This is a genomic window from Microbacterium sp. MYb54 (genome assembly GCF_002979515.1).
Classification (GTDB): domain Bacteria; phylum Actinomycetota; class Actinomycetes; order Actinomycetales; family Microbacteriaceae; genus Microbacterium.
This window is the reverse complement of record NZ_PCPA01000006.1, coordinates 49,706-69,470: the sequence shown is the minus strand read 5'-3', so window position 1 is coordinate 69,470 and position 19,765 is coordinate 49,706. Positions and strand designations below refer to the sequence as shown.

General features: G+C 67.4%; 25 protein-coding genes. 8 read left to right on the top strand and 17 right to left on the bottom strand.

The window, feature by feature from the left end:
• Nucleotides 1-2: 2 nt before the first annotated feature.
• The 4 genes from CQ040_RS08610 to CQ040_RS08595 form a co-directional block, all read right to left on the bottom strand.
• A complete protein-coding gene (locus tag CQ040_RS08610; protein WP_258131480.1) occupies nucleotides 3-1,799 on the bottom strand; it encodes a cytochrome c biogenesis protein ResB in 1,797 nt (598 codons plus the stop codon).
• A 52-nt stretch (nucleotides 1,800-1,851) separates the two neighbouring features.
• A complete protein-coding gene (locus CQ040_RS08605) occupies nucleotides 1,852-2,637 on the bottom strand; it encodes a cytochrome c biogenesis CcdA family protein (RefSeq protein WP_105527745.1) in 786 nt (261 codons plus the stop codon).
• Nucleotides 2,638-2,653: 16 nt separating this feature from the next.
• Nucleotides 2,654-3,304, bottom strand: coding sequence for a TlpA disulfide reductase family protein (locus tag CQ040_RS08600; protein ID WP_105527746.1), 651 nt, complete (start codon nucleotides 3,302-3,304; stop codon nucleotides 2,654-2,656).
• 64 nt (nucleotides 3,305-3,368) lie between these two features.
• Nucleotides 3,369-3,773, bottom strand: a complete 405-nt coding sequence (locus tag CQ040_RS08595; protein ID WP_105527747.1) for a MerR family transcriptional regulator — start codon at nucleotides 3,771-3,773, stop codon at nucleotides 3,369-3,371.
• A 6-nt stretch (nucleotides 3,774-3,779) separates the two neighbouring features.
• Here CQ040_RS08595 and CQ040_RS08590 point away from each other — a divergent pair, with 6 nt between their 5' ends.
• Nucleotides 3,780-4,736, top strand: a complete 957-nt coding sequence (locus tag CQ040_RS08590; protein ID WP_258131479.1) for an NAD(P)/FAD-dependent oxidoreductase — start codon at nucleotides 3,780-3,782, stop codon at nucleotides 4,734-4,736.
• Between the two features lie 81 nt (nucleotides 4,737-4,817).
• Here CQ040_RS08590 and CQ040_RS08585 read toward each other — a convergent pair whose 3' ends face one another.
• Nucleotides 4,818-5,447, bottom strand: a complete 630-nt coding sequence (locus CQ040_RS08585) for a histidine phosphatase family protein (protein ID WP_105527749.1) — start codon at nucleotides 5,445-5,447, stop codon at nucleotides 4,818-4,820.
• 1 nt (nucleotide 5,448) lies between these two features.
• Nucleotides 5,449-5,823, bottom strand: coding sequence for a DUF5684 domain-containing protein (locus CQ040_RS08580; protein WP_105527750.1), 375 nt, complete (start codon nucleotides 5,821-5,823; stop codon nucleotides 5,449-5,451).
• Between the two features lie 146 nt (nucleotides 5,824-5,969).
• Here CQ040_RS08580 and aspS point away from each other — a divergent pair, with 146 nt between their 5' ends.
• Complete coding sequence (gene aspS / locus CQ040_RS08575; protein ID WP_105527751.1) at nucleotides 5,970-7,751, top strand: aspartate--tRNA ligase; 1,782 nt, start codon at nucleotides 5,970-5,972, stop codon at nucleotides 7,749-7,751.
• 154 nt (nucleotides 7,752-7,905) lie between these two features.
• Here the strand turns inward: aspS and CQ040_RS08570 are convergent, their stop codons facing one another.
• Entirely contained in the window at nucleotides 7,906-8,691 is a 786-nt protein-coding gene (locus CQ040_RS08570; RefSeq protein WP_105527800.1) for a TSUP family transporter, read from the bottom strand.
• Nucleotides 8,692-8,814: 123 nt separating this feature from the next.
• Here CQ040_RS08570 and CQ040_RS08565 point away from each other — a divergent pair, with 123 nt between their 5' ends.
• The 6 genes from CQ040_RS08565 (at nucleotide 8,815) to CQ040_RS08540 (ending at nucleotide 13,687) form a co-directional block, all read left to right on the top strand.
• Complete coding sequence (locus tag CQ040_RS08565) at nucleotides 8,815-9,330, top strand: GNAT family N-acetyltransferase (RefSeq protein ID WP_105527752.1); 516 nt, start codon at nucleotides 8,815-8,817, stop codon at nucleotides 9,328-9,330.
• A gap of 135 nt (nucleotides 9,331-9,465) precedes the next feature.
• Nucleotides 9,466-10,605: an ABC transporter substrate-binding protein gene (locus CQ040_RS08560; protein ID WP_105527753.1), complete on the top strand. Its 1,140-nt coding sequence runs from the start codon at nucleotides 9,466-9,468 to the stop codon at nucleotides 10,603-10,605.
• Entirely contained in the window at nucleotides 10,602-11,540 is a 939-nt protein-coding gene (locus CQ040_RS08555) for an ABC transporter permease subunit (protein ID WP_181156770.1), read from the top strand. The genes CQ040_RS08560 and CQ040_RS08555 overlap by 4 nt, the downstream gene beginning before the upstream one ends.
• Complete coding sequence (locus tag CQ040_RS08550; RefSeq protein ID WP_105527755.1) at nucleotides 11,537-12,331, top strand: ABC transporter permease; 795 nt, start codon at nucleotides 11,537-11,539, stop codon at nucleotides 12,329-12,331. Before CQ040_RS08555 ends, CQ040_RS08550 begins: the two co-directional genes overlap by 4 nt.
• Nucleotides 12,328-13,419, top strand: coding sequence for an ABC transporter ATP-binding protein (locus CQ040_RS08545; protein ID WP_105527756.1), 1,092 nt, complete (start codon nucleotides 12,328-12,330; stop codon nucleotides 13,417-13,419). The genes CQ040_RS08550 and CQ040_RS08545 overlap by 4 nt, the downstream gene beginning before the upstream one ends.
• Nucleotides 13,420-13,510: 91 nt before the next feature.
• Nucleotides 13,511-13,687 carry a YegP family protein gene (locus CQ040_RS08540; protein WP_081663082.1) on the top strand — a complete coding sequence of 59 codons (177 nt, stop codon included), beginning with the start codon at nucleotides 13,511-13,513 and terminating at the stop codon, nucleotides 13,685-13,687.
• Nucleotides 13,688-13,761: 74 nt separating this feature from the next.
• On the opposite strand, the gene CQ040_RS08535 is transcribed toward CQ040_RS08540, so the two are convergent.
• The 10 genes from CQ040_RS08535 to CQ040_RS08490 all read right to left on the bottom strand — a co-directional run bounded on the left by CQ040_RS08535 (nucleotide 13,762) and on the right by CQ040_RS08490 (nucleotide 19,728).
• Complete coding sequence (locus CQ040_RS08535; RefSeq protein ID WP_105527757.1) at nucleotides 13,762-14,517, bottom strand: amino acid ABC transporter ATP-binding protein; 756 nt, start codon at nucleotides 14,515-14,517, stop codon at nucleotides 13,762-13,764.
• Nucleotides 14,514-15,311 (bottom strand): amino acid ABC transporter permease, encoded by a 798-nt coding sequence (locus tag CQ040_RS08530; protein ID WP_028502169.1) that lies wholly within the window; start codon nucleotides 15,309-15,311, stop codon nucleotides 14,514-14,516. Before CQ040_RS08530 ends, CQ040_RS08535 begins: the two co-directional genes overlap by 4 nt.
• Before the next feature lie 34 nt (nucleotides 15,312-15,345).
• The gene (locus CQ040_RS08525) at nucleotides 15,346-16,164 is read right to left on the bottom strand and encodes a basic amino acid ABC transporter substrate-binding protein (RefSeq protein ID WP_028502168.1); all 819 of its coding nucleotides are present in this window, start codon (nucleotides 16,162-16,164) and stop codon (nucleotides 15,346-15,348) included.
• Between the two features lie 172 nt (nucleotides 16,165-16,336).
• Nucleotides 16,337-16,639 carry a Dabb family protein gene (locus CQ040_RS08520; protein ID WP_105527758.1) on the bottom strand — a complete coding sequence of 101 codons (303 nt, stop codon included), beginning with the start codon at nucleotides 16,637-16,639 and terminating at the stop codon, nucleotides 16,337-16,339.
• Nucleotides 16,636-16,932 (bottom strand): glutaredoxin family protein, encoded by a 297-nt coding sequence (locus CQ040_RS08515; protein ID WP_028502166.1) that lies wholly within the window; start codon nucleotides 16,930-16,932, stop codon nucleotides 16,636-16,638. The genes CQ040_RS08520 and CQ040_RS08515 overlap by 4 nt, the downstream gene beginning before the upstream one ends.
• A complete protein-coding gene (locus tag CQ040_RS08510) occupies nucleotides 16,929-17,231 on the bottom strand; it encodes a rhodanese-like domain-containing protein (protein WP_105527759.1) in 303 nt (100 codons plus the stop codon). Before CQ040_RS08510 ends, CQ040_RS08515 begins: the two co-directional genes overlap by 4 nt.
• 78 nt (nucleotides 17,232-17,309) lie before the next feature.
• Nucleotides 17,310-17,408: a 30S ribosomal protein bS22 gene (locus CQ040_RS08505; protein WP_003792170.1), complete on the bottom strand. Its 99-nt coding sequence runs from the start codon at nucleotides 17,406-17,408 to the stop codon at nucleotides 17,310-17,312.
• A gap of 157 nt (nucleotides 17,409-17,565) precedes the next feature.
• A complete protein-coding gene (locus tag CQ040_RS08500) occupies nucleotides 17,566-17,757 on the bottom strand; it encodes a helix-turn-helix domain-containing protein (protein ID WP_017204627.1) in 192 nt (63 codons plus the stop codon).
• Nucleotides 17,758-17,832: 75 nt separating this feature from the next.
• Entirely contained in the window at nucleotides 17,833-18,756 is a 924-nt protein-coding gene (locus CQ040_RS08495; RefSeq protein ID WP_105527760.1) for a cyclase family protein, read from the bottom strand.
• Nucleotides 18,757-18,795: 39 nt separating this feature from the next.
• Nucleotides 18,796-19,728 (bottom strand): TetR/AcrR family transcriptional regulator, encoded by a 933-nt coding sequence (locus tag CQ040_RS08490; protein WP_105527761.1) that lies wholly within the window; start codon nucleotides 19,726-19,728, stop codon nucleotides 18,796-18,798.
• Nucleotides 19,729-19,765 lie beyond the last annotated feature (37 nt).

Genomic DNA, 19,765 nt, shown 5'->3' with positions numbered 1-19,765 from the left:
TGTCAGTCTACTTTCCGGGTGTCGGTTGCCGGGGCTTCCGGCTCGGCGGACTCGCCTGCAGACGTGTCGGCGGTGTCATCGATCGTGGGGCGCACTGTCGTGCCGCCGGCCGCGTCGAGCAGCCGGGTGTGACCGGCGACGAGGTCTTCCACTGCTGCGGCGAGAGTCGGGTCTTCGCCGCGAGCGAGCGCGGCGTACTCGAGTGAGACCGCATCGTCGTGCGCCGTCGCCTTGACCCACACCCGTCGACGGGGCACGAACAGGGCGATCATCAGGCCGCCGAGCGCCAGCAGCGCGAAGCCGAGCACCCACACGCCGGACTCGTCACGATGGATCTGCAGCGAGGCGAAGCGCTTCACCGACTGCGAGGCGTCGGTCGCGCCTGCCGGAGAGTCGTCCTCGAAGGTCACCGACCCGAGGCCGTTCGGGAGCTGGGCCGTCTGGCCGGGGGCGAGCTCGATCGACTCGACATCGGTGCTGCGACCGGTGAGCTTGGTCATCCCGGTGGTGTCGAGCACGTAGACCGAGCGCGGTACTCCCTCGTTGATCCCGAGGTCTCCCGTGTACACGTCGAGCGTGAGCGTCGGGTTGGTGAGGTCGCCGTAGGCGGAGAAGAACGCGCCAGTGTCGAGGACGCCGGTCGTCGGGTAGAAGAATCCGACCAGCCCGACCTGCTCGGCCAGTCCGTCCGGCACCTTGAGCACACCGAGCGAGGTCATGTTGTTGTCCTGCGGGAGAAACGGCGTGCTGTTGGTGAACACGACGTTGCCCTCCGGATCGCGCACCGTCACGGTCGGCGCGTAGCCGTTGCCGAGCAGGAACACGTCGTCGTCGGCGACCCCGAGCGGCTCGTTGACCTTGACGGAGCCCGTACGCTCCTCGCCGTTCTCCTTCACCGTGACGTTCGCGGAGAAGTTGCCGGCCTGGCCGGAGCCCGGCTCACCGAACGGCTGGTACGTCACGTCGAACGAGTCGAGGCGCATCGAGTACGGCGAGAAGGCGTCGTCGCTCACGAAGCGACCGCGGTTCATGGAGTCGTAGTCGAGGAGCGTGTTCGCGAAGGTCTCGCCCTCGACCAGCACGCGCTGGCCGGTGTACGAGAACCCGCCGCCGATGCCGACCGTGACCAGCACACCCACGAGCGCGAGATGGAACAGCAGGTTGCCGGTCTCGCGCCAGTAGCCGCGCTCTGCGGAGACCGAGAAGGTGCGCCCACGGTCATAGCGCTCGACACGATAGCCGAGCGCTTTGAGCTGCTTCGTCGCTATATCGATCGACGCCGCGGCCTCCGCCTCGGCATCCCCGGTCTTGGTGCCGGAATCGGCCGTGGCATCGCGCGTGATCGCACGGTAGTCCTCGAGCCGCTGCAGGCGCGCGGGAGTGCGGGGCGGACGCGCACGCAGCGCCTTGGCGTGGTGCCTGATGCGCGGGATCACGCAGCCCACGAGCGAGGCGAACAGCAGCAGGTAGATCGCCGAGAACCACGGCGACAGGTACACGTCGAACATCTTCAGCCCGTCGAGCACCGGGAAGAGATCCGGGTTGTCGCGCTCCCACTGCGTGACGCCGTTCGGGTCGGCCATCCGCTGCGGGAAGATCGAGCCGGGAATCGCCGCGATCGCGAGCACGAGCAGCAGGATCAGCGCCGTGCGCATCGAGGTCAGCTGACGCCAGCCCCAGCGCAGCCAACCGACGAACCCGAGCCGCGGCTGGGCGATCGAGTCATCGCCGTCGACGTGGTCGGACGGACGGAGCGGATCGCTGGAGTCGCTGTTCGCGTCACCCTTGTTCTTGGTCATGGCCTTCTCAGTGCGGGGGTTCTTCTCAGAGCCGGTGGATTTCACGGGGCGGTCAGAGCGGGAGGAGGACACTGCCCATCACCGCCGTCAAGCGCGACATGATGTCTGTCCAGAGCCCGGTGACCATCAGGATGCCGAGCGCGATGAGCAGGATTCCACCGATGACGTTGACGATGCGGATGTGACGGCGGAGGAAGCCGATCGCCTTCGTCGCCCACCCGAAGCCGAGGGCGACGAGCAGGAACGGTATGCCGAGCCCGAGCGAGTAGGCGAGCCCGAGGAAGCCCGCGCGCACGGGGTCGCCGGCGTTGAAGGACAGCGCGAAGATCGCCGTGAGCGTCGGGCCCAGGCACGGCGCCCACCCGATGCCGAGCGCGATGCCCAGCAGCGGGGCGCCGATGATGCCGGCTTTCGAGTCCACATGGAAGCGGAGCTCGCGCTGCGCGAACCCGAACAGGCCGAGGAACACCAGGCCCATCACGATGATGACGACGCCCAGGATGCGCGTGATGAGTTCGCCCCATTGCAGGAGGAAAACGCTGGCCACACCGCCCAGGGCCGTGATGGAGACGAAGACCAGGCTGAAGCCCAAGATGAACAGCAGCACGCCCAGCACGAGTCGGCCGCGTGTCGCGGTCTCAGTGGTCTGGGTCGTCGTCTGGCCCGGCGCTCCGGAAACGGCGGCCGCCCGCGGCGCGACCGCACCGCCGAGGAAGCCGAGATAGCCGGGAACGAGAGGCAGCACACACGGAGAGAGGAACGAGACGAGTCCCGCGAGCATCGCTACCGGGATCGCGATCCAGAGGGCCCCGGAGCCGATGATCGCTTCGGGATTCATGAAGTGCCCTGGCCGCTCACGAGTCCTCCGCCAGCGCGTCCTTGACGAGCGTGGAGAGGATCGACTTCCCATCGATCGGGCCGATGATGCGCGCGGCGACGCGGCCCTGCTTGTCGAGCACCAGCGTGGTCGGCGTCGCGGCGATCGGCGTCTCCTTGGCGAAGGCGAGCTTGGCCTGGGCTGTGTCGACGTCGATCAAGCTCGGGTACGTGATGTCGTATTCCTTGGCGAACGCGACGGCGGTATCCGCCTGATCGCGGGTGTTGATGCCGATGAATGCGACGTCCTGATCGCTGAAGTCCTGCCAGACGCCTTCCAGATCGGCGGCCTCGAGACGGCACGGCGCGCAGCCGGCGTACCAGAAGTTGATCACGGCGACCTGTCCGGCGATGTCCTTGCTGTCGAACTTCTCGCCCTTCTCGGTCACCCCGCTGAAGACGACGGGTTCGCCGCGATCGGCGACGGGGATCTCGACGATCGCACCGTCGGCTGCGACGTAGCCGGTGTTCTCGCCGTTCAGGAAGGATTCACTGACCGGATCGGGAGCGCACGCGCTCAGACCGATGGCGAGCACCGCAGCGAGCGCGGCACCGACCGCACGACGCGAACGCCGGGTGCGGGAGGAGCGGCCGCTGCGGATAGGACGGACCGTCGAATCGCTTGGCACGACTCCGAGTTTACGCAGAAGATCCTATGCACGAGCCGGAAACGAGCCCTCCGCGGAGGGGGCGTCAGAAGCGCGCCAGAACGTCATCCACACCTGCCCGGAAGCGCGGGCAAGTGGCGATGTCATGGGCCCGGCAGCCCATCGCGTGCTCGGTCATCTCTCGGGATCTGCGCATCTCCTCCATGCGTCGATCGAGGTCGTCCAGGTGCTGCTGCAACACCTGGTGCCGCCCGGCGCTCCCGTCGTCGAGCAGCACCGCGATCTGTTCGAGGCTCATCCCCGCGGCCTTGCTGCGTTGGATCACGGCGATGCGTACGACCTCGTCCTCGCCATAGCGCCGTCGCCCCGCGGAGTCGCGAGGAGGAGTGAGCAGCCCCACCGACTCCCAGTGCCGCAGCACGTTCGTCGGCAGCTCGAAACGGGCCGCGACATCACCGACGGACCACGGATGCTCAGAACTTGACTTCATGTTGACATGAAGTCACAGACTGGCGTGGAACGCAACATCCAGCGGGAAGGACCACCCATGTACGACGCCATCGTGATCGGCGCAGGACCGGCAGGACTGCAGGCCGCCCTGACCCTCGGACGGATGCATCGATCGACACTGCTCCTGGATTCCGGCGAATACCGAAACGGCAAAGTCCTGCACATGCACAACATGGTCGGTGCCGACGGCGCTCCCCCGGCCGAGTTCCGCGCGACCGCCCGAGCGGAGCTTTCCGCCTACGACGATGTGGAGATCCGCGACGCGGCAGCGACGAGCGTCTCGGGTGTCGAGGATGCGTTCGTGGTGGGCATCGCCGACGGGTCGGTGGTCGAAGCGCGCAGGGTCATCATCGCCACGGGCGTCGCCGACGACCTCCCCGACGTGCCCGGACTGCAGGACTTGTGGGGAACCCTCGCGTTCAGCTGCCCGTTCTGCGACGGACACGAGCATGCCGGCAAGCCGATCGCCATCGTCGGCGCAGCCGCGAGGGCTGAGCACCTCATCGGCCTCCTGGGCCGGATCGTCGGCGACATCACCGTCTTCCCCGTCGCGGAGTTGTTCGCCGATGACGACATCCTGATGCTCCAGGCGAAGGGTGTGCAGGTGAGCTCCGCCCCGGTCTCCTCGGTCGAAAAGGTCGATCACGGGGTCAGCATCCGCACGGATGACGGTGAGCGTGTGGTCGCCGGCGTCTTCGTGGCGGCGGGATCGATGCGTCAGCGGTCATCGTTCGCCGCGCAGCTCGACCTGCAGATGCTCGCGTCCGGCTGCATCGAGATCGACGAGTTCGGGCGCACCTCCGTGCAGGGCATCTTCGCCGCGGGCGACCTCGCCCACCGCGCGACGCTCCCTGGCCCGATGGCGTCGGTGCTGCTGGCTACTGCCGCCGGTCAGCTCGCCGCGGTCGGCATCATCCAGTCACTCCTGGCCGCCGAGCACTGACCTCGGCCGTTCGAATCGCGCAATTGGTCGCATCCATCGTGGAGATGGGGCCAGTCGCGCGATTCGAAGGCCGGGAGCGGTTCAGACCGCGCCGACGTCGACCGCGCCGCCGGTCGCCGCGGGCTCCGCGTACGCGACCTCGCGCCAGACGTCGCCGACGCGCTCGAACGAGGTCACACTCGACAGAGCGCAGCGACGGGTGCGGGGATCGTGCCGCAACGGCAGGCCTGCCACGCGCAGGTGGGTGATCCAGATCGACGCCTGGTGCGACACCATCACGACGTCGCCGTCGGCTGACGCATCCCACGCCTCGTCCATGATGCCGAGCATCCGCTCCGCGATGGAGGAATACGGCTCACCCCAGCTGGGGACGGACGGCTGGCGCAGGTGCCACCAGTTCAGGGGGTTCATCAGCGACCGGCGCATCTGCGTACCCTCGAACACGTTCGTCGGCTCGATCAGACGGATGTCGATCTCGGGGACGAGGTCGAAACGCTCGGCGAACGGTTCGGCCGACTCCTGCGCACGCTCCAACGGCGAGGCGTACAGCGCGGCGATCGGCCGATCCAGCGAGGCCACATGGTCGGCGGCCGCTGCAGCCATCTCCCGGCCCGCGTCGCTCAGGTGGTAGTCGGGAAGCCGACCGTAGAGCACGCGAGCCGGGTTGTGCACCTCGCCGTGTCGGACGAGGTGCAACCGCGACGCCGTCATCTCACGCCTTGCTGTAGCGCGCGTCCCCGAAGCCGAGGATCAGGTACCCGATGTAGGGGAAGAGGAGCAGCAGGAAGAACGAGAAGACCCCGCCCTTTCCGAAGCGCGCACCGAGCTTGAACGCGACGATGATCGCGAGGACCAAGTTCACGATCGGGACGAGGTACAGCAGCGCGAACCAGCCGGACATTCCGGCGATCTTCACCAGGAAGACGAGGTTCACGAACGGGATGATCGCGAGGATGCCGGGGTAGCCGGCCTTCGTGGACACCTTCCACAGCCCGACCGCGACGAGGATGTAGAAGACGAGCGCGATCAGACCGGTGGTGCCGGAGAAGATCGATGCATAGAGATCGGAGATGCCGTTGTTGTCCATGGGGGTGCACGCTTTCTGTGTAAAGGCTGTGTCGTGGCGATCATACTGATCCGGCGACTCCGGCACCGCCAACGGGGCCGATGGCGTTCTGCCCGCCCCCGTAGAATGGGCGGGTTCCCCATTTCCCAGATCAGAAGGAATACTCCGTGCTTCGCACCCACTCGGCAGGCTCACTGCGAGCCGAGCACATCGGTCAGACCGTCACCCTCGCGGGTTGGGTCGATCGCCGTCGTGACCACGGAGGAGTCGCTTTCATCGATCTGCGGGATGCCTCGGGCATCGCCCAGGTCGTCATCCGTGACGAGGAGATCGCCCACCCGCTGCGCAACGAGTTCGTGCTCCAGGTCACCGGTGTGGTCTCGCAGCGCCCTGACGGCAACGCGAACCCGAACCTGCCCACGGGCGAGATCGAGCTCATCGCGAGCGACGTCGAGGTGCTCAACGAGTCCGCGCCGCTGCCCTTCCAGGTCTCCACGGCTCTCGCCGAGACCGAGACCGTCGGCGAAGAGGCACGCCTCAAGTACCGCTACCTCGACCTGCGCCGTCCCGCGCCGGCATCCGCCCTGCGCCTGCGCTCGAACGTCTACAAGGCGATCCGCGACGTGCTGCACGCCGACGACTTCACCGAGGTCGAGACTCCGACGCTCACCCGCTCGACCCCTGAGGGCGCCCGCGACTTCCTGGTGCCCGCCCGCCTGAGCCCGGGCAGCTGGTACGCGCTGCCGCAGTCGCCGCAGCTGTTCAAGCAGCTGCTGATGGTGGGGGGCGTGGAGAAGTACTTCCAGATCGCGCGCTGCTACCGCGACGAAGACTTCCGCGCCGACCGTCAGCCGGAGTTCACGCAGCTCGACATCGAGATGAGCTTCGTCGACCAGGAAGACGTCATCGCACTGATGGAGACGCTCATCCAGGCGATGTGGGCGACGATCGGCGTCGAGGTCGCCACCCCGCTGCCGCGCATGACCTACGCCGAGGCGATGGCCAAGTACGGCTCCGACAAGCCCGACCTTCGCTTCGGACTCGAGCTCGTCGAGATGACCGAGTACTTCAAGGAAACCCCGTTCCGGGTGTTCCAGGCCGAGTACGTCGGCGCGGTTCGCATGCCCGGCGGTGCCTCGCAGCCGCGCAAGCAGCTCGACGCGTGGCAGGACTGGGCGAAGCAGCGCGGCGCGCGCGGTCTCGCCTACGTCCTGTTCAACGAGGACGGCTCCCTCGGTGGCCCCGCTGCGAAGAACCTCTCCGAGGCGGAGCAGGCCGGACTCGCAGCGTTCGTCGGCGCTGAGCCGGGCGACTGCGTGTTCTTCGCTGCCGGTTCCACGAAGGAGAGCCGTGCGCTGCTCGGCGCTGCGCGCGTCGAGATCGGTCGTCGTCTCGGCTACCTCAACCCCGACGAGTTCGCCTTCACCTGGGTCGTCGACGCCCCGATGTTCGAGCCTGCGGCGGATGCCGTGGCATCCGGTGACGTGGCCGTCGGCGCCGGCGCCTGGACCGCAGTGCACCACGCGTTCACCGGTCCGAAGCCGGAGTTCCAGGACACGTTCGACACCGACCCCGGTTCGGCCCTCGCCTACGCATACGACATCGTGTGCAACGGTTCCGAGCTCGGCGGCGGGTCGATCCGCATCCACCGCGAAGACGTGCAGAAGCGCGTGTTCGAGGTCATGGGCATCAGCGACGAGCAGGCCGATGAGCAGTTCGGCTTCCTGCTCGACGCGTTCAAGTTCGGCGCACCGCCGCACGGCGGGATCGCGCTCGGCATGGACCGCGTGCTGCAGCACCTGACCAAGACCGAGTCGATCCGCGAGGTCATCGCATTCCCGAAGTCGGGCAACGGCTACGACCCGCTGACCTCCGCCCCGGCACCGATCACCGACGCGCAGCGCGCCGAGGCCGGAGTCGACTTCGAGCCCGAGGACGACGAGGCCTGACCTCCCCGCCCTTCGCGGGCACAGGCACACGCGCCGGATCAGGCGGTTCCGCGAGGAACCTGCCTGATCCGGCGTTTCTGCCTGATCCGGCAGGCCGCGCGCGCGGCCTGCATCGCGCGCGGTAGAGCATCGCGCGCGGCAGAGCATCGCGCGGCTAAGACGAGAGCGCCGCGAGCGCGGGCACGATGTTCTCGTTCCACACATCGACACCGAGCTTCGCGATCAGTGCGATGACGACCACGAGGAACACCACGCGGATGAACGTGGTCCCGCGCGAGATCGCCATCCGCGACCCCAGGTAGCTGCCGGCGACGTTCGCGACCGCGAGGATGCCACCGAGCAACCACAGCACCGCGCCGTGCGGGATGAACAGCATCAGGGCGCCCGCGTTCGTCGCGAGGTTCACGATCTTGGCCTTGGCGCTCGCCTGCAGGAAGTCGTAGCCGAGCAGGGCGACCAGGGTGATCACGAGGAAGGTTCCCGTTCCCGGCCCGATCATCCCGTCGTAGAAGCCGATGCCGAGTCCCGCCACGCCCGCCATGATGTGGTGCTTGTGCCCATGGAACCGCAGCTGGGTCGCCGCGCCCATCTGCGGCTTGAACGCGGTGAACAGCGCCACCACGAGCAGCGCGATCACGATGATGGGTTTGAACGCGGCCGGCGGCAGCACGGTCGCGACCGCCGCTCCGCCGAAGGAGCCGATCAACGCGATGATCGCCATCGGCAGCGCGGTGCGCAGGTCGGGTTTCGCTCGGCGATAGTAGGTGACGCTGCTGGTCGCGGTACCGAAGACCGAGGCGAGCTTGTTCGTCGCGAGCGCCTGCACCGGGGAGATACCGGGAATCAGCAGCAGAGCCGGTAGCTGCAGCAGCCCTCCCCCACCGACGACCGCGTCGATCCAGCCGGCGCAGAACGCGGCGATGACGACGAGCAGCAGCATCCCCCAGGTGAGCTGCTCGAGTCCGAGCACGGCGCCGATATCCACCTCGCCATGATTCCAGAGAGTCGACGTTGCCCTCGCATCGGCGCCGGGAGCCACAGCGCGCGCTGGCAGACTGGAGCCATGCTCGATGCCCTCCCGCTGCCCCACTCGTTCGAATCGCGCATCGGAACCGCGCTCCTCCGCCGCGCGACGGCCGACGACACCGATGCCGTGATCGCTCTGCTCGCCGACGACCCGATCAGTGCAGCACGTGGTGATGTGGCGTCTGACGAAGACCGTCCCGCCTACGAGCAGGGGCTCCTCGAGATCCTGGCCGAGCCGTCGAACGACCTGCTCGTGGTCGAACTCGACGGTGCGATCGTCGGCACACTGCAGCTCACCTCGATCCCGGGGATGGCGCGGCGCGGCGCACGGCGACTGCTCGTCGAGGCCGTGCGGGTGCAGAGCAGCCTGCGCTCGTCGGGCATCGGCTCCGCCGTGATGCGCTGGGTCGGCGAAGTCGCGGCCCCCGCAGTCGGCGCGACCATGGTGCAGCTCACCTCCGATGCCGCCCGCACCGACGCCCACCGCTTCTACGAGCGCCTGGGCTACGTCGGCTCGCACCGCGGATTCAAGTACACGGTTCCCCAGGGCTGAAACCCGGCGGCCCCGACCGGCCACCGCCTCGCCACCATCCGTTCACCAGACCCGCGACGGGCGGCAACCTCCGCCTCATAGTGTCCTCTCGCAACCCGAAACCGGCTCACAGCGCCGGACACCGAGAGGACACTCATGGCTCGCTTCACCCGCCGCGCGCGCATCGGCGCCGGCATCGCCCTGGCCACCACGGCCGTACTCGCGCTGACCTCCTGCGCAGGGGCGACCGACGCTCCCGCTGCCGGCGACTCCGACGTGGACGCTTCCGCCGCGACCGCCGTCGCCGACTTCGGCACGTTCGCCGACCTCGAGGCCGCCGCCAAGGCCGAGGGCTCGCTCAACGTCATCGCGCTGCCCCGTGACTGGGCGAACTACGGCGAGATCCTCGATCTCTTCGCCGAGAAGTACCCCGAGATCACGATCAACGAGGCCTCCCCCGACGTCTCGAGCGCCGAGGAGATCCAGGCCGCGAAGACGAACGAGGGCCTGGACACCGCCCCCGACGTGTTCGACATCGGCCTCACGGTCGCCCTGCAGAACACCGATGTCTTCGCCCCTTACAAGGTGCAGACCTGGGATGACATCCCCGACGAGCTGAAGGAGCCCACCGGTCTCTTCGTCGGCGACTACGGCGGATACATGTCGATCGGCTACGACTCGTCGAAGTTCGAGGCTCCCGCCGAGCTCTCCGACCTGCTCTCGGCCGACTACAAGGGTGCCGTCGCGATCAACGGCGACCCGACGCAGGCCGGTGCCGCGTTCGCCGCGGTGGGCCTCGCCACCGTGCAGTCCGACGGCACGCTCGACGACTTCCAGCCGGGCATCGACTTCTTCTCGGAGCTGCAGAAGGCCGGCAACCTGCTCAAGGTCGACGTCACGACCGCGACCATCGCGAGCGGTGAGACCCCGGTCGTCTTCGACTGGGACTACCTGAACGCCTCGCACACGGCCGACAACAAGGACTGGAAGGTCGTCGTGTTCGACGGCACCGGCTACGCCGGCTACTACAACCAGGCCATCAACGCCGATGCCCCGCACCCGGCCGCCGCACGCCTGTGGCAGGAGTTCCTCTACAGCGACGAGGTGCAGAACCTCTGGCTGAAGGGTGGCGCCCGCCCGGTGCGCATGGAGGCCATGACCGACGCCGGCACGATCGACGCCGACCTGGCAGCCGCCCTCCCCGAGGCACCGGAGGAGACGGTCGTCCCGACCGAGGAGCAGTCGACGAACGCCGGCGCGCTGCTCGGCGAGAAGTGGGCCGCGGCGGTCCAGTGACCACCCTCACCGCAACGGGGGCGGATGCTGCGGCGTCCGCCCCCGCCACCCCCGCCGGGTCCTCGCAGCACGCGAGGGCCCGGCGGTCCGCTCCGTCCCTCGCCTGGCTCGGGCTCGTCCCGTTCGCCGCCTATGTCGTGCTCTTCCTGGCAGTCCCGACGATCCTGTCGATCGGCTCCGGCTTCTTCACGAAGGACGGCACGTTCACGTGGGCGAACCTGTCGGCCCTCGCCGACCCCGTCGTGCTGAACACCTTCGCCAACTCCGCCGGCCTCTCTCTGCTCACCGCCGTCGTCGGCGCGCTGGTCGGCGCCCTCGTCTGCTACGCACTGCTCGGCATGGACCCCGAGGGCAGAACACGCTCGGCGGTGGATGCCGCGGCGGGTGTGCTCGCGCAGTTCGGCGGCGTCATGCTGGCGTTCGCCTTCATCGCGACGATCGGCATCCAGGGCGTCGTCACGGTCTTCCTGAAGGACTCCTTCGGCGTCAACATCTTCGAGAACGGCACCTGGCTCTATGAGCTGCCGGGCCTCATCCTCCCCTACTTCTACTTCCAGATACCGCTCATGGTGATCACCTTCATGCCCGCCCTCGCCGCTCTCAAGCCGCAGTGGGCGGAGGCCAACCTCACCCTCGGCGGCACGCGATCGAGCTTCTGGCTTCGCATCGGCATCCCCGTGCTCGCCCCGTCGTTCCTCGCCAGCCTGCTGCTGCTGTTCGCGAACGCCTTCTCCTCGTACGCCACGGCCGCCGCCCTCGCCAGCCAGGGTGCGCAGATCGTGCCGCTCCAGATCCGCACCGCTCTCACGAGCGAGACGGTGCTCGGCCGCGAGAACCTCGCGGGCGCCCTCGCGCTCGGCATGATCGTGATCGTCGGGATCGTGATGGCGCTGTACTCCCTCGTGCAGCGACGCGCTGCGAGGTGGCAGTCATGAACCGCCTCGGTCCCTCGCTCGCAACCCGCTGGATCATCGGCATCCTGGTCGGCGCGTTCTTCGCGATCCCCCTGGTATCGACGTTCCTGTTCACCCTGCGCGACCCTGAGGGCGGATTGTCATTCGCCCGCTGGACTGCGCTGTTCGACCCCGCGGCCGCGGCGACCCTCAAGCCGATCTGGACGGGGCTGGGCAACTCGATGATCCTCGCGGTCGTGACGGTCGCCATCGTCCTGCTGCTGCTCGCACCGACCATGATCCTGGTGAACCTGCGCTTCCCGAAGCTCAAGCCGGCCTTCGAGTTCGCGGTGCTGCTTCCCATCTCGATCCCGGCGATCGTGCTCGTGGTCGGCCTCGCGCCGATCTATCTGCAGATCGGCCGCGCGTTCGGCACCGGCACCTGGACGCTCGCCTTCGCCTACGGGATCACGGTTCTGCCGTTCGCGTTCCGCTCGATCCAGGCATCGATCGATGCGGCGGATCTGCGCACGCTCTCCGAAGCGGCGCGCTCGCTCGGCGCGAGCTGGCCGACAGTCGTCCTGAAGGTGCTCGCGCCGAACCTCCGCCAGGGACTGCTCGCCGCATCGCTGATCTCCATCGCGGTGGTGCTCGGGGAGTTCACGATCGCCTCGCTCCTGAACCGCCAGGTGTTCCAGACCGCCATGGTCGTCGTGAACAAGCAGGATCCCTACGCCCCGGCGATCTTCACCCTGCTGGCGCTGCTGCTCGTCTTCCTCCTGCTCCTCGTCATCGGCCGCGTCGCCCGCGGCTCCGGAAAGGCCCGCTCATGACCCTCGACCACGCGCTCCCGCGCACCAAGGACAACCTGCTCCTCGCCCAGGCCGGCGAGGGCACCCGCGTCGAGCTGCAGGGCATCGTCAAGAGCTACGCCGGCAACCGGGTGCTGCACGGGGTCGACCTCGACATCGCGCCCGGCGAGTTCGTCTCCCTCCTCGGCCCTTCCGGTTGCGGCAAGACGACCCTGCTGCGAGTTCTCGCAGGTCTCGAGGGCGCCGACGAGGGCGCCGTGCTCCTGGGCGGCGGTGACGTGTCGCGAGTGCCGACCAACAAGCGCGACATCGGCATGGTCTTCCAGTCGTACTCCCTGTTCCCCCACCTGCGGGTCGCCGAGAACACCGCTTTCGGCCTGCGTCGACGCGGCGTCGGCAAGGCGGAGGCCGCACGACGGGCCCTCGACGCCCTCGCGCTGGTCGGCCTCACAGAGTTCGCCGACAGGTTCCCGCACCAGCTCTCCGGCGGGCAGCAGCAGCGTGTGGCGCTCGCGCGCGCACTGGTCACCGAGCCCAAGGTGTTGCTGCTCGACGAACCTCTCTCGGCCCTCGACGCGAAGGTGCGGGTTCAACTGCGCGACGAGATTCGCCGCATTCAGTTGCGCCTCGGGATCACGACCGTCTTCGTCACGCACGATCAGGAAGAGGCGCTGGCCGTCTCCGACCGGATCGCCGTCATGAACGCGGGTCGCATCGAGCAGATCGGCTCGCCCGAGCAGCTCTACACGATGCCCTCCACGGCCGGGGTGGCGGCGTTCGTCGGTCTCTCCAGCGTCGTGTCGGGGGTGGCCGAGGGCGATCACGTCATGGTGTGGGGGCAGCGGCTCCCCCTGCAGTCGCCGGCAGACGGTCCGGTCGACGTGTACCTGCGGCCGGAGAACGTCTACTTCGCGTCAGAGGCCGACGCCGCAGCCGACGCCCTGGTCGAGGAGAGCACGTTCCTCGGCAGCATGCGTCGTACGCTCGTGCGCACCGAGTCGGGCGAGCTCGTGCGGGTGCAGCACTCCCCGGGGACCCACCCCGCGTTCGGCGATCGTGTGCGCATCGCGATCGCCCCCGAGCCGGTCGCCGTGCATCCGCGGGGCTGAGTCATCGCTCTTCCCCCGGGCCCGCTCTGAGCGCTAGCGTGAGGCCCGAGGGGCGGGGTTCCCTCTGTTCAAGAGAGAGAAAGGACGCCTCATGGCAGGCAAGTTCGAGTTGTACACCGACAAGTCCGGCGAGTACCGGTTCCGTCTGAAGGCCGGCAACGGCGAGACCATCGCGGTCAGCGAGGGATACTCGTCGAAGTCCGCCGCGCTGAACGGCATCGACTCCGTCCGCCGCAACGCCGCAGACGCCGAGGTCGTCGAGGCCTGACCTCACCGATCCACGTTTCACGACGAGACCCCCTGTCACAGACATCTGCGACAGGGGGTCTCGTCGATTTCGGCTCAGAGCACGCGCGAGAGGAAGTCCTTCGTGCGCTGATGCTGCGGGTTGCCGAGCACCTCGCGCGGATCGCCCTCTTCGACGATGTGCCCACCGTCCATGAAGATCAGGCGGGATCCGACCTCGCGCGCGAAGCCCATCTCGTGCGTGACGACGAGCATCGTCATCCCCTCGTCGGCCAGCGAGCGCATGACCTGCAGCACCTCGCCGACCAGTTCGGGGTCGAGCGCCGATGTCGGCTCGTCGAACAGCATCATGTCCGGGTTCATGCACAGCGCCCTGGCGATCGCCACACGCTGCTGCTGTCCGCCAGACAGGTGCCCGGGGTAGGCATCGGCCTTCTCCGCCAGGCCGACCCGATCGAGCATCGCGTGCGCGATCAACTCGGCCTCCTTCTTCGACCGCTTCTTCACCCGCTGCTGCGCGATCGTGAGGTTGCCCAGCACATCGAGGTGTGGGAACAGGTTGAAGCTCTGGAACACCATGCCGATGCGGGTGCGCACGCGGTCGATGTCGACATCGGGGTCGGTGATGTCGATCCCCTCGATCAGCACCTTGCCGCCGGTGGGCTCCTCGAGCAGGTTGACCGAGCGCAGCAGGGTCGACTTGCCGGAGCCCGACGGCCCGATCACGCACACGACCTCGCCCTTGGTGACGGTGAGGTCGATGCCCTTGAGCACCTCGTTGTCGCCGAACGACTTCACGAGCCCCTGCAGGTCGATCGCCGGAGCATGGACATCAATCAGGTCCGTGATCATCGCTGCCTCGCCATCCGACGCTCCAGCCACGCGCTGAAGCGCGTGAGCGGGATCGTCACGATCAGGTAGAGGACCGCCGCCATGATCAGCGGCGTTCCGTTCGCGTTCTGCGTGCTCGCGTCACGGGCGAAGTTCGTCAGCTCCTTCGACCAGATGAACGAACCCGCGATGAAAAGAAGCGAGGTGTCCTTCAACAGCAGCACGAACTCGTTGGTCAGCGGCGGGATGATGATCCGGAACCCCTGCGGCACGACGATCCAGAAGGTCGTCTTCATCGGCGACATGCCCAGAGAGCGTGCGGCCTCCGTCTGCCCCTTCGGCACAGCCTGGATACCGGCGCGGATCGTCTCGGCCATGTAGGCCGAGGCGACGAGCACGAGGCCGATCAGACCGAGCACCACTGGTCCGCCGAGCTTGGTCCCCGGAACACCCAGGGCGATCGGCAGGATGAATGCGATGGCGAAGATCGTGAGGATCGCGGGAAGCCCACGGAACAACTCGATCCAGCACGTCGCGATCCACCGGAACGGTGCGATCACCGAGAGCTTCATCAGCGCGAGTACGACGCCGAGCAGCAGCCCGCCGGCGAACGCCACGGCCGTGAACCACAGTGTGTTCACCAGGGCGGTCGTGATGATCCCGGGGAACATCTTCGCCGCGACTTCAGGATTGAAGAACAGCGGTCCGATCTTCGCCCAGTCGGTGCTCACGATCGCCCAGACGGCGATCGCGATCAACACCACATAGACCGAGTACCGATACAGCCTGCTCTTGGTGGTACGCCTCAACGCCATCGTCGAGGTCCTCCCGCTCTACCGACGCCGCCGGTCACTTGGCCGCAAGGTACTCGTCGTAGATCTTCTGGTATCCGCCGTCGTCCTGGAGCTCCTTGAGCGCCTTGTTGACCGCGTCGCGCAGCTCGTCCTTCTCGCCCTTGGCGAAGGCGAAGCCATACGTCTCGTCGGTCGGGTACGTCTCGACGATCTTGTAGTCGGGGTCGTCCTGCTCGTGCACGTAGTTGACGGGCTGGTCCTGCAGGATCGCGTCGATCTGACCCGCCTGCATGGCCGGCCACAGCTCGCCGTCCGAGGGGTACTGGACCAGCTGAGCCCCGGGAGCGTTCTCGCCCGCGTAGGTCTCGCCGGTGGTTCCCTGCTGCACACCGACGTTCTTGCCGTCGAGGTCGTCGATCGACTTGATGTCCGAGTCGGCACGCACGAGAAGCGACTGCAGCGAGTCGACGTACGGGTCGGAGAAGTCGATGTTCGCCTTGCGCTCGTCGGTGATCGTCATCGCCGAGGCACCGATGTCACACGTGCCGGCGGCGAGAGTGGTTCCCGACTGCAGAGCGTCGAAGCCCACGTCCTGCACAGCGAGCTTCAGGTCGATCTTCTCGGCGATCGCGCTGAGCAGGTCGATGTCGAAGCCCGAGTAGCCGGTCTCGGAACTGGTGTCCTCGACCTCGAACGGCGGGTAGGGGACGTCGGAGCACACCGTGAGCGTTCCGGCCTCGACGAGACCGTACTTGTCGTCGGCGGCGGGAGCGTCACTGCTTCCCGCGTCGGATGATCCGGTGGCGCAGCCGGCGAGCGCGAGGGTGGCCGTCGCCACGAGGGCGAGACCGGCGATGAGGTTGCGACGAGGCATGTCGGCTCCTGTGAGTCGAGGGCACGGAGGCCCGCTGACGGATAGGAGTTCATCTAAACATGCGGCTCGTCGCGTGACCAATGACATCGGCACCCGCGCGCATTACGTTTGTGTTGCAAGTACGCCCCGATCACACACGGAAACCGAGTTCCGGGGCCGGTGCGACGCAGTCTCAGACCTCGAAGTCGACGGCGACGCGCGAGGCGACCACCGAGCGGATGTAGCCGGCGACCTCCTCATGCGCGGGGTGCACCTGGTACTCCTCGATCGCCGCGACGGACGCGAAGTCCGCGACGAGAGTGACATCCCAGTTCGTCTCGGGGTATGCCACGTTCGCTCCTGCCGAGATCGAGAGGAGCTGCGGCACCACGCCGTCGAGAGCGTTGAGGCGGCGGGCGACCTCGAGTGCCTGCGCACCGCGCTCCGCGGCGTCTTCGGCGGCGAGCTTCCAGGTCACGACATGGCGGATGGTCACAGAGATTCCTTCGTTCCGGTCAGCGCGTCTGCGCGAACAGACTCCTCGAGTGCTTCGCGCAGTCGATCAGGCGCCACGCGCCAATGTGCGTGCAGTTCGCCGTCGATCAGCACGACCGGGATCTTCTCCCACCACAGCTCGTAAAGTGCAGGGTCGTCGTGGATGGAGGCCTCGACGATCTCGATCTTCTCGGCCGCTGCGTCAGGCAGCTCGGCGACGACAGCATCGATGACGTCGGAGGCGACAGCGCACAGGTGACAGTCCGGCTTGCCGATCAGAGTCAGCGTGGTCACGCCGCAGGCACCTCGACCGCACGCCCCTGCGAGATCCACTCGCCGGTGCCGCCTTCGACGTTCGTGGCGTCGAAGCCGCGGGCTTCGAGCGCCTCGACGACGCGTGCCGACCGACCACCCGCTTCGCAGATGACGTCGAACGCCTCTGCCGGAAGATCTTCGAGTCGATTGCCGATCTCAGACATCGGGATGTTGACGGCACCGGGCACGTGGCCTGCGGCGAACTCGTCCACCTCCCGCACGTCGATGAGCGGGATACCGGTGCGCTCGGCGAGCTCGGTGACGGTGATCGACTTCATGACATCCTCTCGGCAGGGCTGAGCTGCGGGCAGAGACACAAAGCGCCCGTCCGAAGACAGGCGCTCGTGTCTGGCCGCTTACTTCTTGTTGCGACGCTGGTGGCGAGTCTTACGAAGCAGCTTGCGGTGCTTCTTCTTCGCCATGCGCTTGCGGCGCTTCTTGATGACAGAACCCACGGAAACCTCACTAAGTCAGTGGCTGGGTGTCGCCGAAATCGGACACCCGGGTACGGGCACGGAAAATGCCTCGGGTCAGTCTAGCAAACCCGGCGGCCTCGGCTGTCACACTCATCGACCGCCCGAAGGCTGTCGAACGGTGAGACAGCTGCCGACGTCAGCCGACGTCGGCGATCGGGCGCTGCAGCGCGTCGGCCACAGCGGACTCTGGAACGCGATAACTGCGTCCGAAACGGACGGCTGGCAGCTCCCCAGCATGAACCAGCCGATACACGGTCATCTTGGACACGCGCATCAACTCTGCGACCTCAGCAACGGTGAGGAATCGGACGTCTGGAACCTCGGGCATCCCACGTACCCCTTTCTCGATGTGCACACTCTATGTGGTAGCTGGGACGCGTGTAAACCCATGTGGCCCATGTGATCAGTGAGGCGCCGACACGGTGGCGAAGGCCCGAACCGGGAACGTGCCGAACCCTCGCACCGCCGGCGGCGCCGCAGTGAACCTCGCTCCGCGCGCCGGAACCTCGTCGAGATTCGCCAGATGCTCGACCACATGCACCCCTCCGGCGAGCAGGATGCTGTGCGCCGGACGCTCCCCTCCACTCTCGGTGTCGTCGATGTTGAGCGAGTCGATGCCGACGAGACGTACTCCGGCATCGACCAGGAAACGGGCGGCGTCCTCGGTGAGGAAAGGGGCGCCAGAGGCATACTCCGGCCTCCCGAAGTACCGATCCCACCCGGTGTCGAGGAGCACGGCCGCACCATGAAGCTCCCGATCCGCAAGGGTGGTCGCCTGGATGCCGCGACGCTCGGGCGCCCACGCGTCGCGCAGATGGAACACCTCGGCCGGCAGGCCCACCAGGGTGCGCAGCTCCAGCGAGGCGAGATCGCCACCGTCTGCATATCGGTGGAACGGAGCATCCAGGTAGGTGCCGGTGTTGCCGATCATCGTGATGACATCCATCTCGAACTCGGTTCCCGGCGCGTATCGCGCGCGAGAGTCCTCCCGCGTGAGGTAGGGCGTGATGATCGGCGCCGGGAGACCGGGGTACGTCACGAGTCCGGCCTCGATCGGATGGCTGAGATCGATCACGCTGTCCTCGACTGCGTCGCCGACAGCATCCACGCCACGGCTCCCCCGGTGCGGCTCTTCGACTATGCGGAGATCGTGGAGTTCGACGGTGCTCACCAGCGCCAGCCCGAGGTGCCGGATGAGGAGCGCACCGATCTCCTGCGCCGACACGTCCTCGCGAGGGAGGTCGAGGCGGAAGCCATCGCCCTGCATACCGCCGCCGTTGGCGAAGGCGATCGTGAAGTCGAAGTGCGCTCTGCGGTCGGCAGTCATGCCCACATCATGGCAAGAGTCGACGACGTCGAGGCCGAATCAGCCGGACTTCTTCGCCTTCGCCAGTCGATCCCCGGCTTCGCGCAGGGTCTGCCGTTCGATCTTGCGTGCCGCGCGAAGCATCTTCTCGGCTTCGCGCACCGCCTTCTGCGCCTCTTTGAGTCGACGGTCGCCCGCCAACTCGGCCGGATCGATGCCGATCCACTCGGTCACCTCGGCGTGAGCTTCACCGCGGTCGAGCCCCGCGATGTATCCGGCGACACCGTCGAGAGTTCGCTCGACGGCGAATCTGAACGGATCGGCTTCGGAGAGAAAAACGTCGTCCTCGATCGCGCGCCGCAGGGCAGGGAACTCCTCTGCCGTGATCACCCGATCGAAGAGAGCCGCTTCGCGCGCCGCCACTTCGTCAGCGGTGATCCCGCTCCGCCGGGACTCCTCGGTGTAGCCGGCCTGCACGATCCCGCACCAGCGGGCATGCCCGGTCACCGCGAGCGCGACAGCCATCCGCTCGTCCGCCGACAGCGGGGTCTCCTCGAGGGAGGCGAGGCCGGCATCCAGCCACGCCGAGCTGTTGGGCGTGATCGGAGAACCTGCGATCGGCAACGAGAGCATCCATGGATGACGGAGATACAGCAGGACCTGCGCCTCGTACAGGGCGAGCATCCGTCCACGCCAGCCGTCGACTTCGAGGTGGCTTGCCGGAGGGAGCCCGGTCGCCTCTTCCTGCATGAGCAGCAGCAGGTCGTCTTTCGCGGTCACGTAACGGTAGAGCGACATCGGGGTGAAGCCGAGGCGCGCGGCCACGGCGGCCATCGACACGGCGCCGATCCCCTCGGCATCTGCCAGCTCGACGGCAGCGTCGACGATCTTCTCGACGCTCATCTCACGCTTCGGTCCGCGCTGCGGATTCGCGGCGACTCCCCAGGCGAGCGCGATGCCCCTCGGCAGCTCCGGCGGCTCGATGTCAGTCATGCGATCATCCTACTTCTGTTTATTAAGTAAACAGTGT

Coding starts and splice junctions, on each gene's coding strand:
- CQ040_RS08610 (WP_258131480.1), bottom strand. CDS start 1,799: ATGACCAAGAACAAGGGTGACGCGAACAGCGACTCCAGCGATCCGCTC.
- CQ040_RS08605 (WP_105527745.1), bottom strand. CDS start 2,637: ATGAATCCCGAAGCGATCATCGGCTCCGGGGCCCTCTGGATCGCGATC.
- CQ040_RS08595 (WP_105527747.1), bottom strand. CDS start 3,773: ATGAAGTCAAGTTCTGAGCATCCGTGGTCCGTCGGTGATGTCGCGGCC.
- CQ040_RS08590 (WP_258131479.1), top strand. CDS start 3,780: ATGAAGTCACAGACTGGCGTGGAACGCAACATCCAGCGGGAAGGACCA.
- CQ040_RS08585 (WP_105527749.1), bottom strand. CDS start 5,447: ATGACGGCGTCGCGGTTGCACCTCGTCCGACACGGCGAGGTGCACAAC.
- CQ040_RS08580 (WP_105527750.1), bottom strand. CDS start 5,823: ATGGACAACAACGGCATCTCCGATCTCTATGCATCGATCTTCTCCGGC.
- CQ040_RS08570 (WP_105527800.1), bottom strand. CDS start 8,691: ATGCTGCTGCTCGTCGTCATCGCCGCGTTCTGCGCCGGCTGGATCGAC.
- CQ040_RS08565 (WP_105527752.1), top strand. CDS start 8,815: ATGCTCGATGCCCTCCCGCTGCCCCACTCGTTCGAATCGCGCATCGGA.
- CQ040_RS08560 (WP_105527753.1), top strand. CDS start 9,466: ATGGCTCGCTTCACCCGCCGCGCGCGCATCGGCGCCGGCATCGCCCTG.
- CQ040_RS08550 (WP_105527755.1), top strand. CDS start 11,537: ATGAACCGCCTCGGTCCCTCGCTCGCAACCCGCTGGATCATCGGCATC.
- CQ040_RS08545 (WP_105527756.1), top strand. CDS start 12,328: ATGACCCTCGACCACGCGCTCCCGCGCACCAAGGACAACCTGCTCCTC.
- CQ040_RS08540 (WP_081663082.1), top strand. CDS start 13,511: ATGGCAGGCAAGTTCGAGTTGTACACCGACAAGTCCGGCGAGTACCGG.
- CQ040_RS08535 (WP_105527757.1), bottom strand. CDS start 14,517: ATGATCACGGACCTGATTGATGTCCATGCTCCGGCGATCGACCTGCAG.
- CQ040_RS08530 (WP_028502169.1), bottom strand. CDS start 15,311: ATGGCGTTGAGGCGTACCACCAAGAGCAGGCTGTATCGGTACTCGGTC.
- CQ040_RS08525 (WP_028502168.1), bottom strand. CDS start 16,164: ATGCCTCGTCGCAACCTCATCGCCGGTCTCGCCCTCGTGGCGACGGCC.
- CQ040_RS08510 (WP_105527759.1), bottom strand. CDS start 17,231: ATGAAGTCGATCACCGTCACCGAGCTCGCCGAGCGCACCGGTATCCCG.
- CQ040_RS08500 (WP_017204627.1), bottom strand. CDS start 17,757: ATGCCCGAGGTTCCAGACGTCCGATTCCTCACCGTTGCTGAGGTCGCA.
- CQ040_RS08495 (WP_105527760.1), bottom strand. CDS start 18,756: ATGACTGCCGACCGCAGAGCGCACTTCGACTTCACGATCGCCTTCGCC.
- CQ040_RS08490 (WP_105527761.1), bottom strand. CDS start 19,728: ATGACTGACATCGAGCCGCCGGAGCTGCCGAGGGGCATCGCGCTCGCC.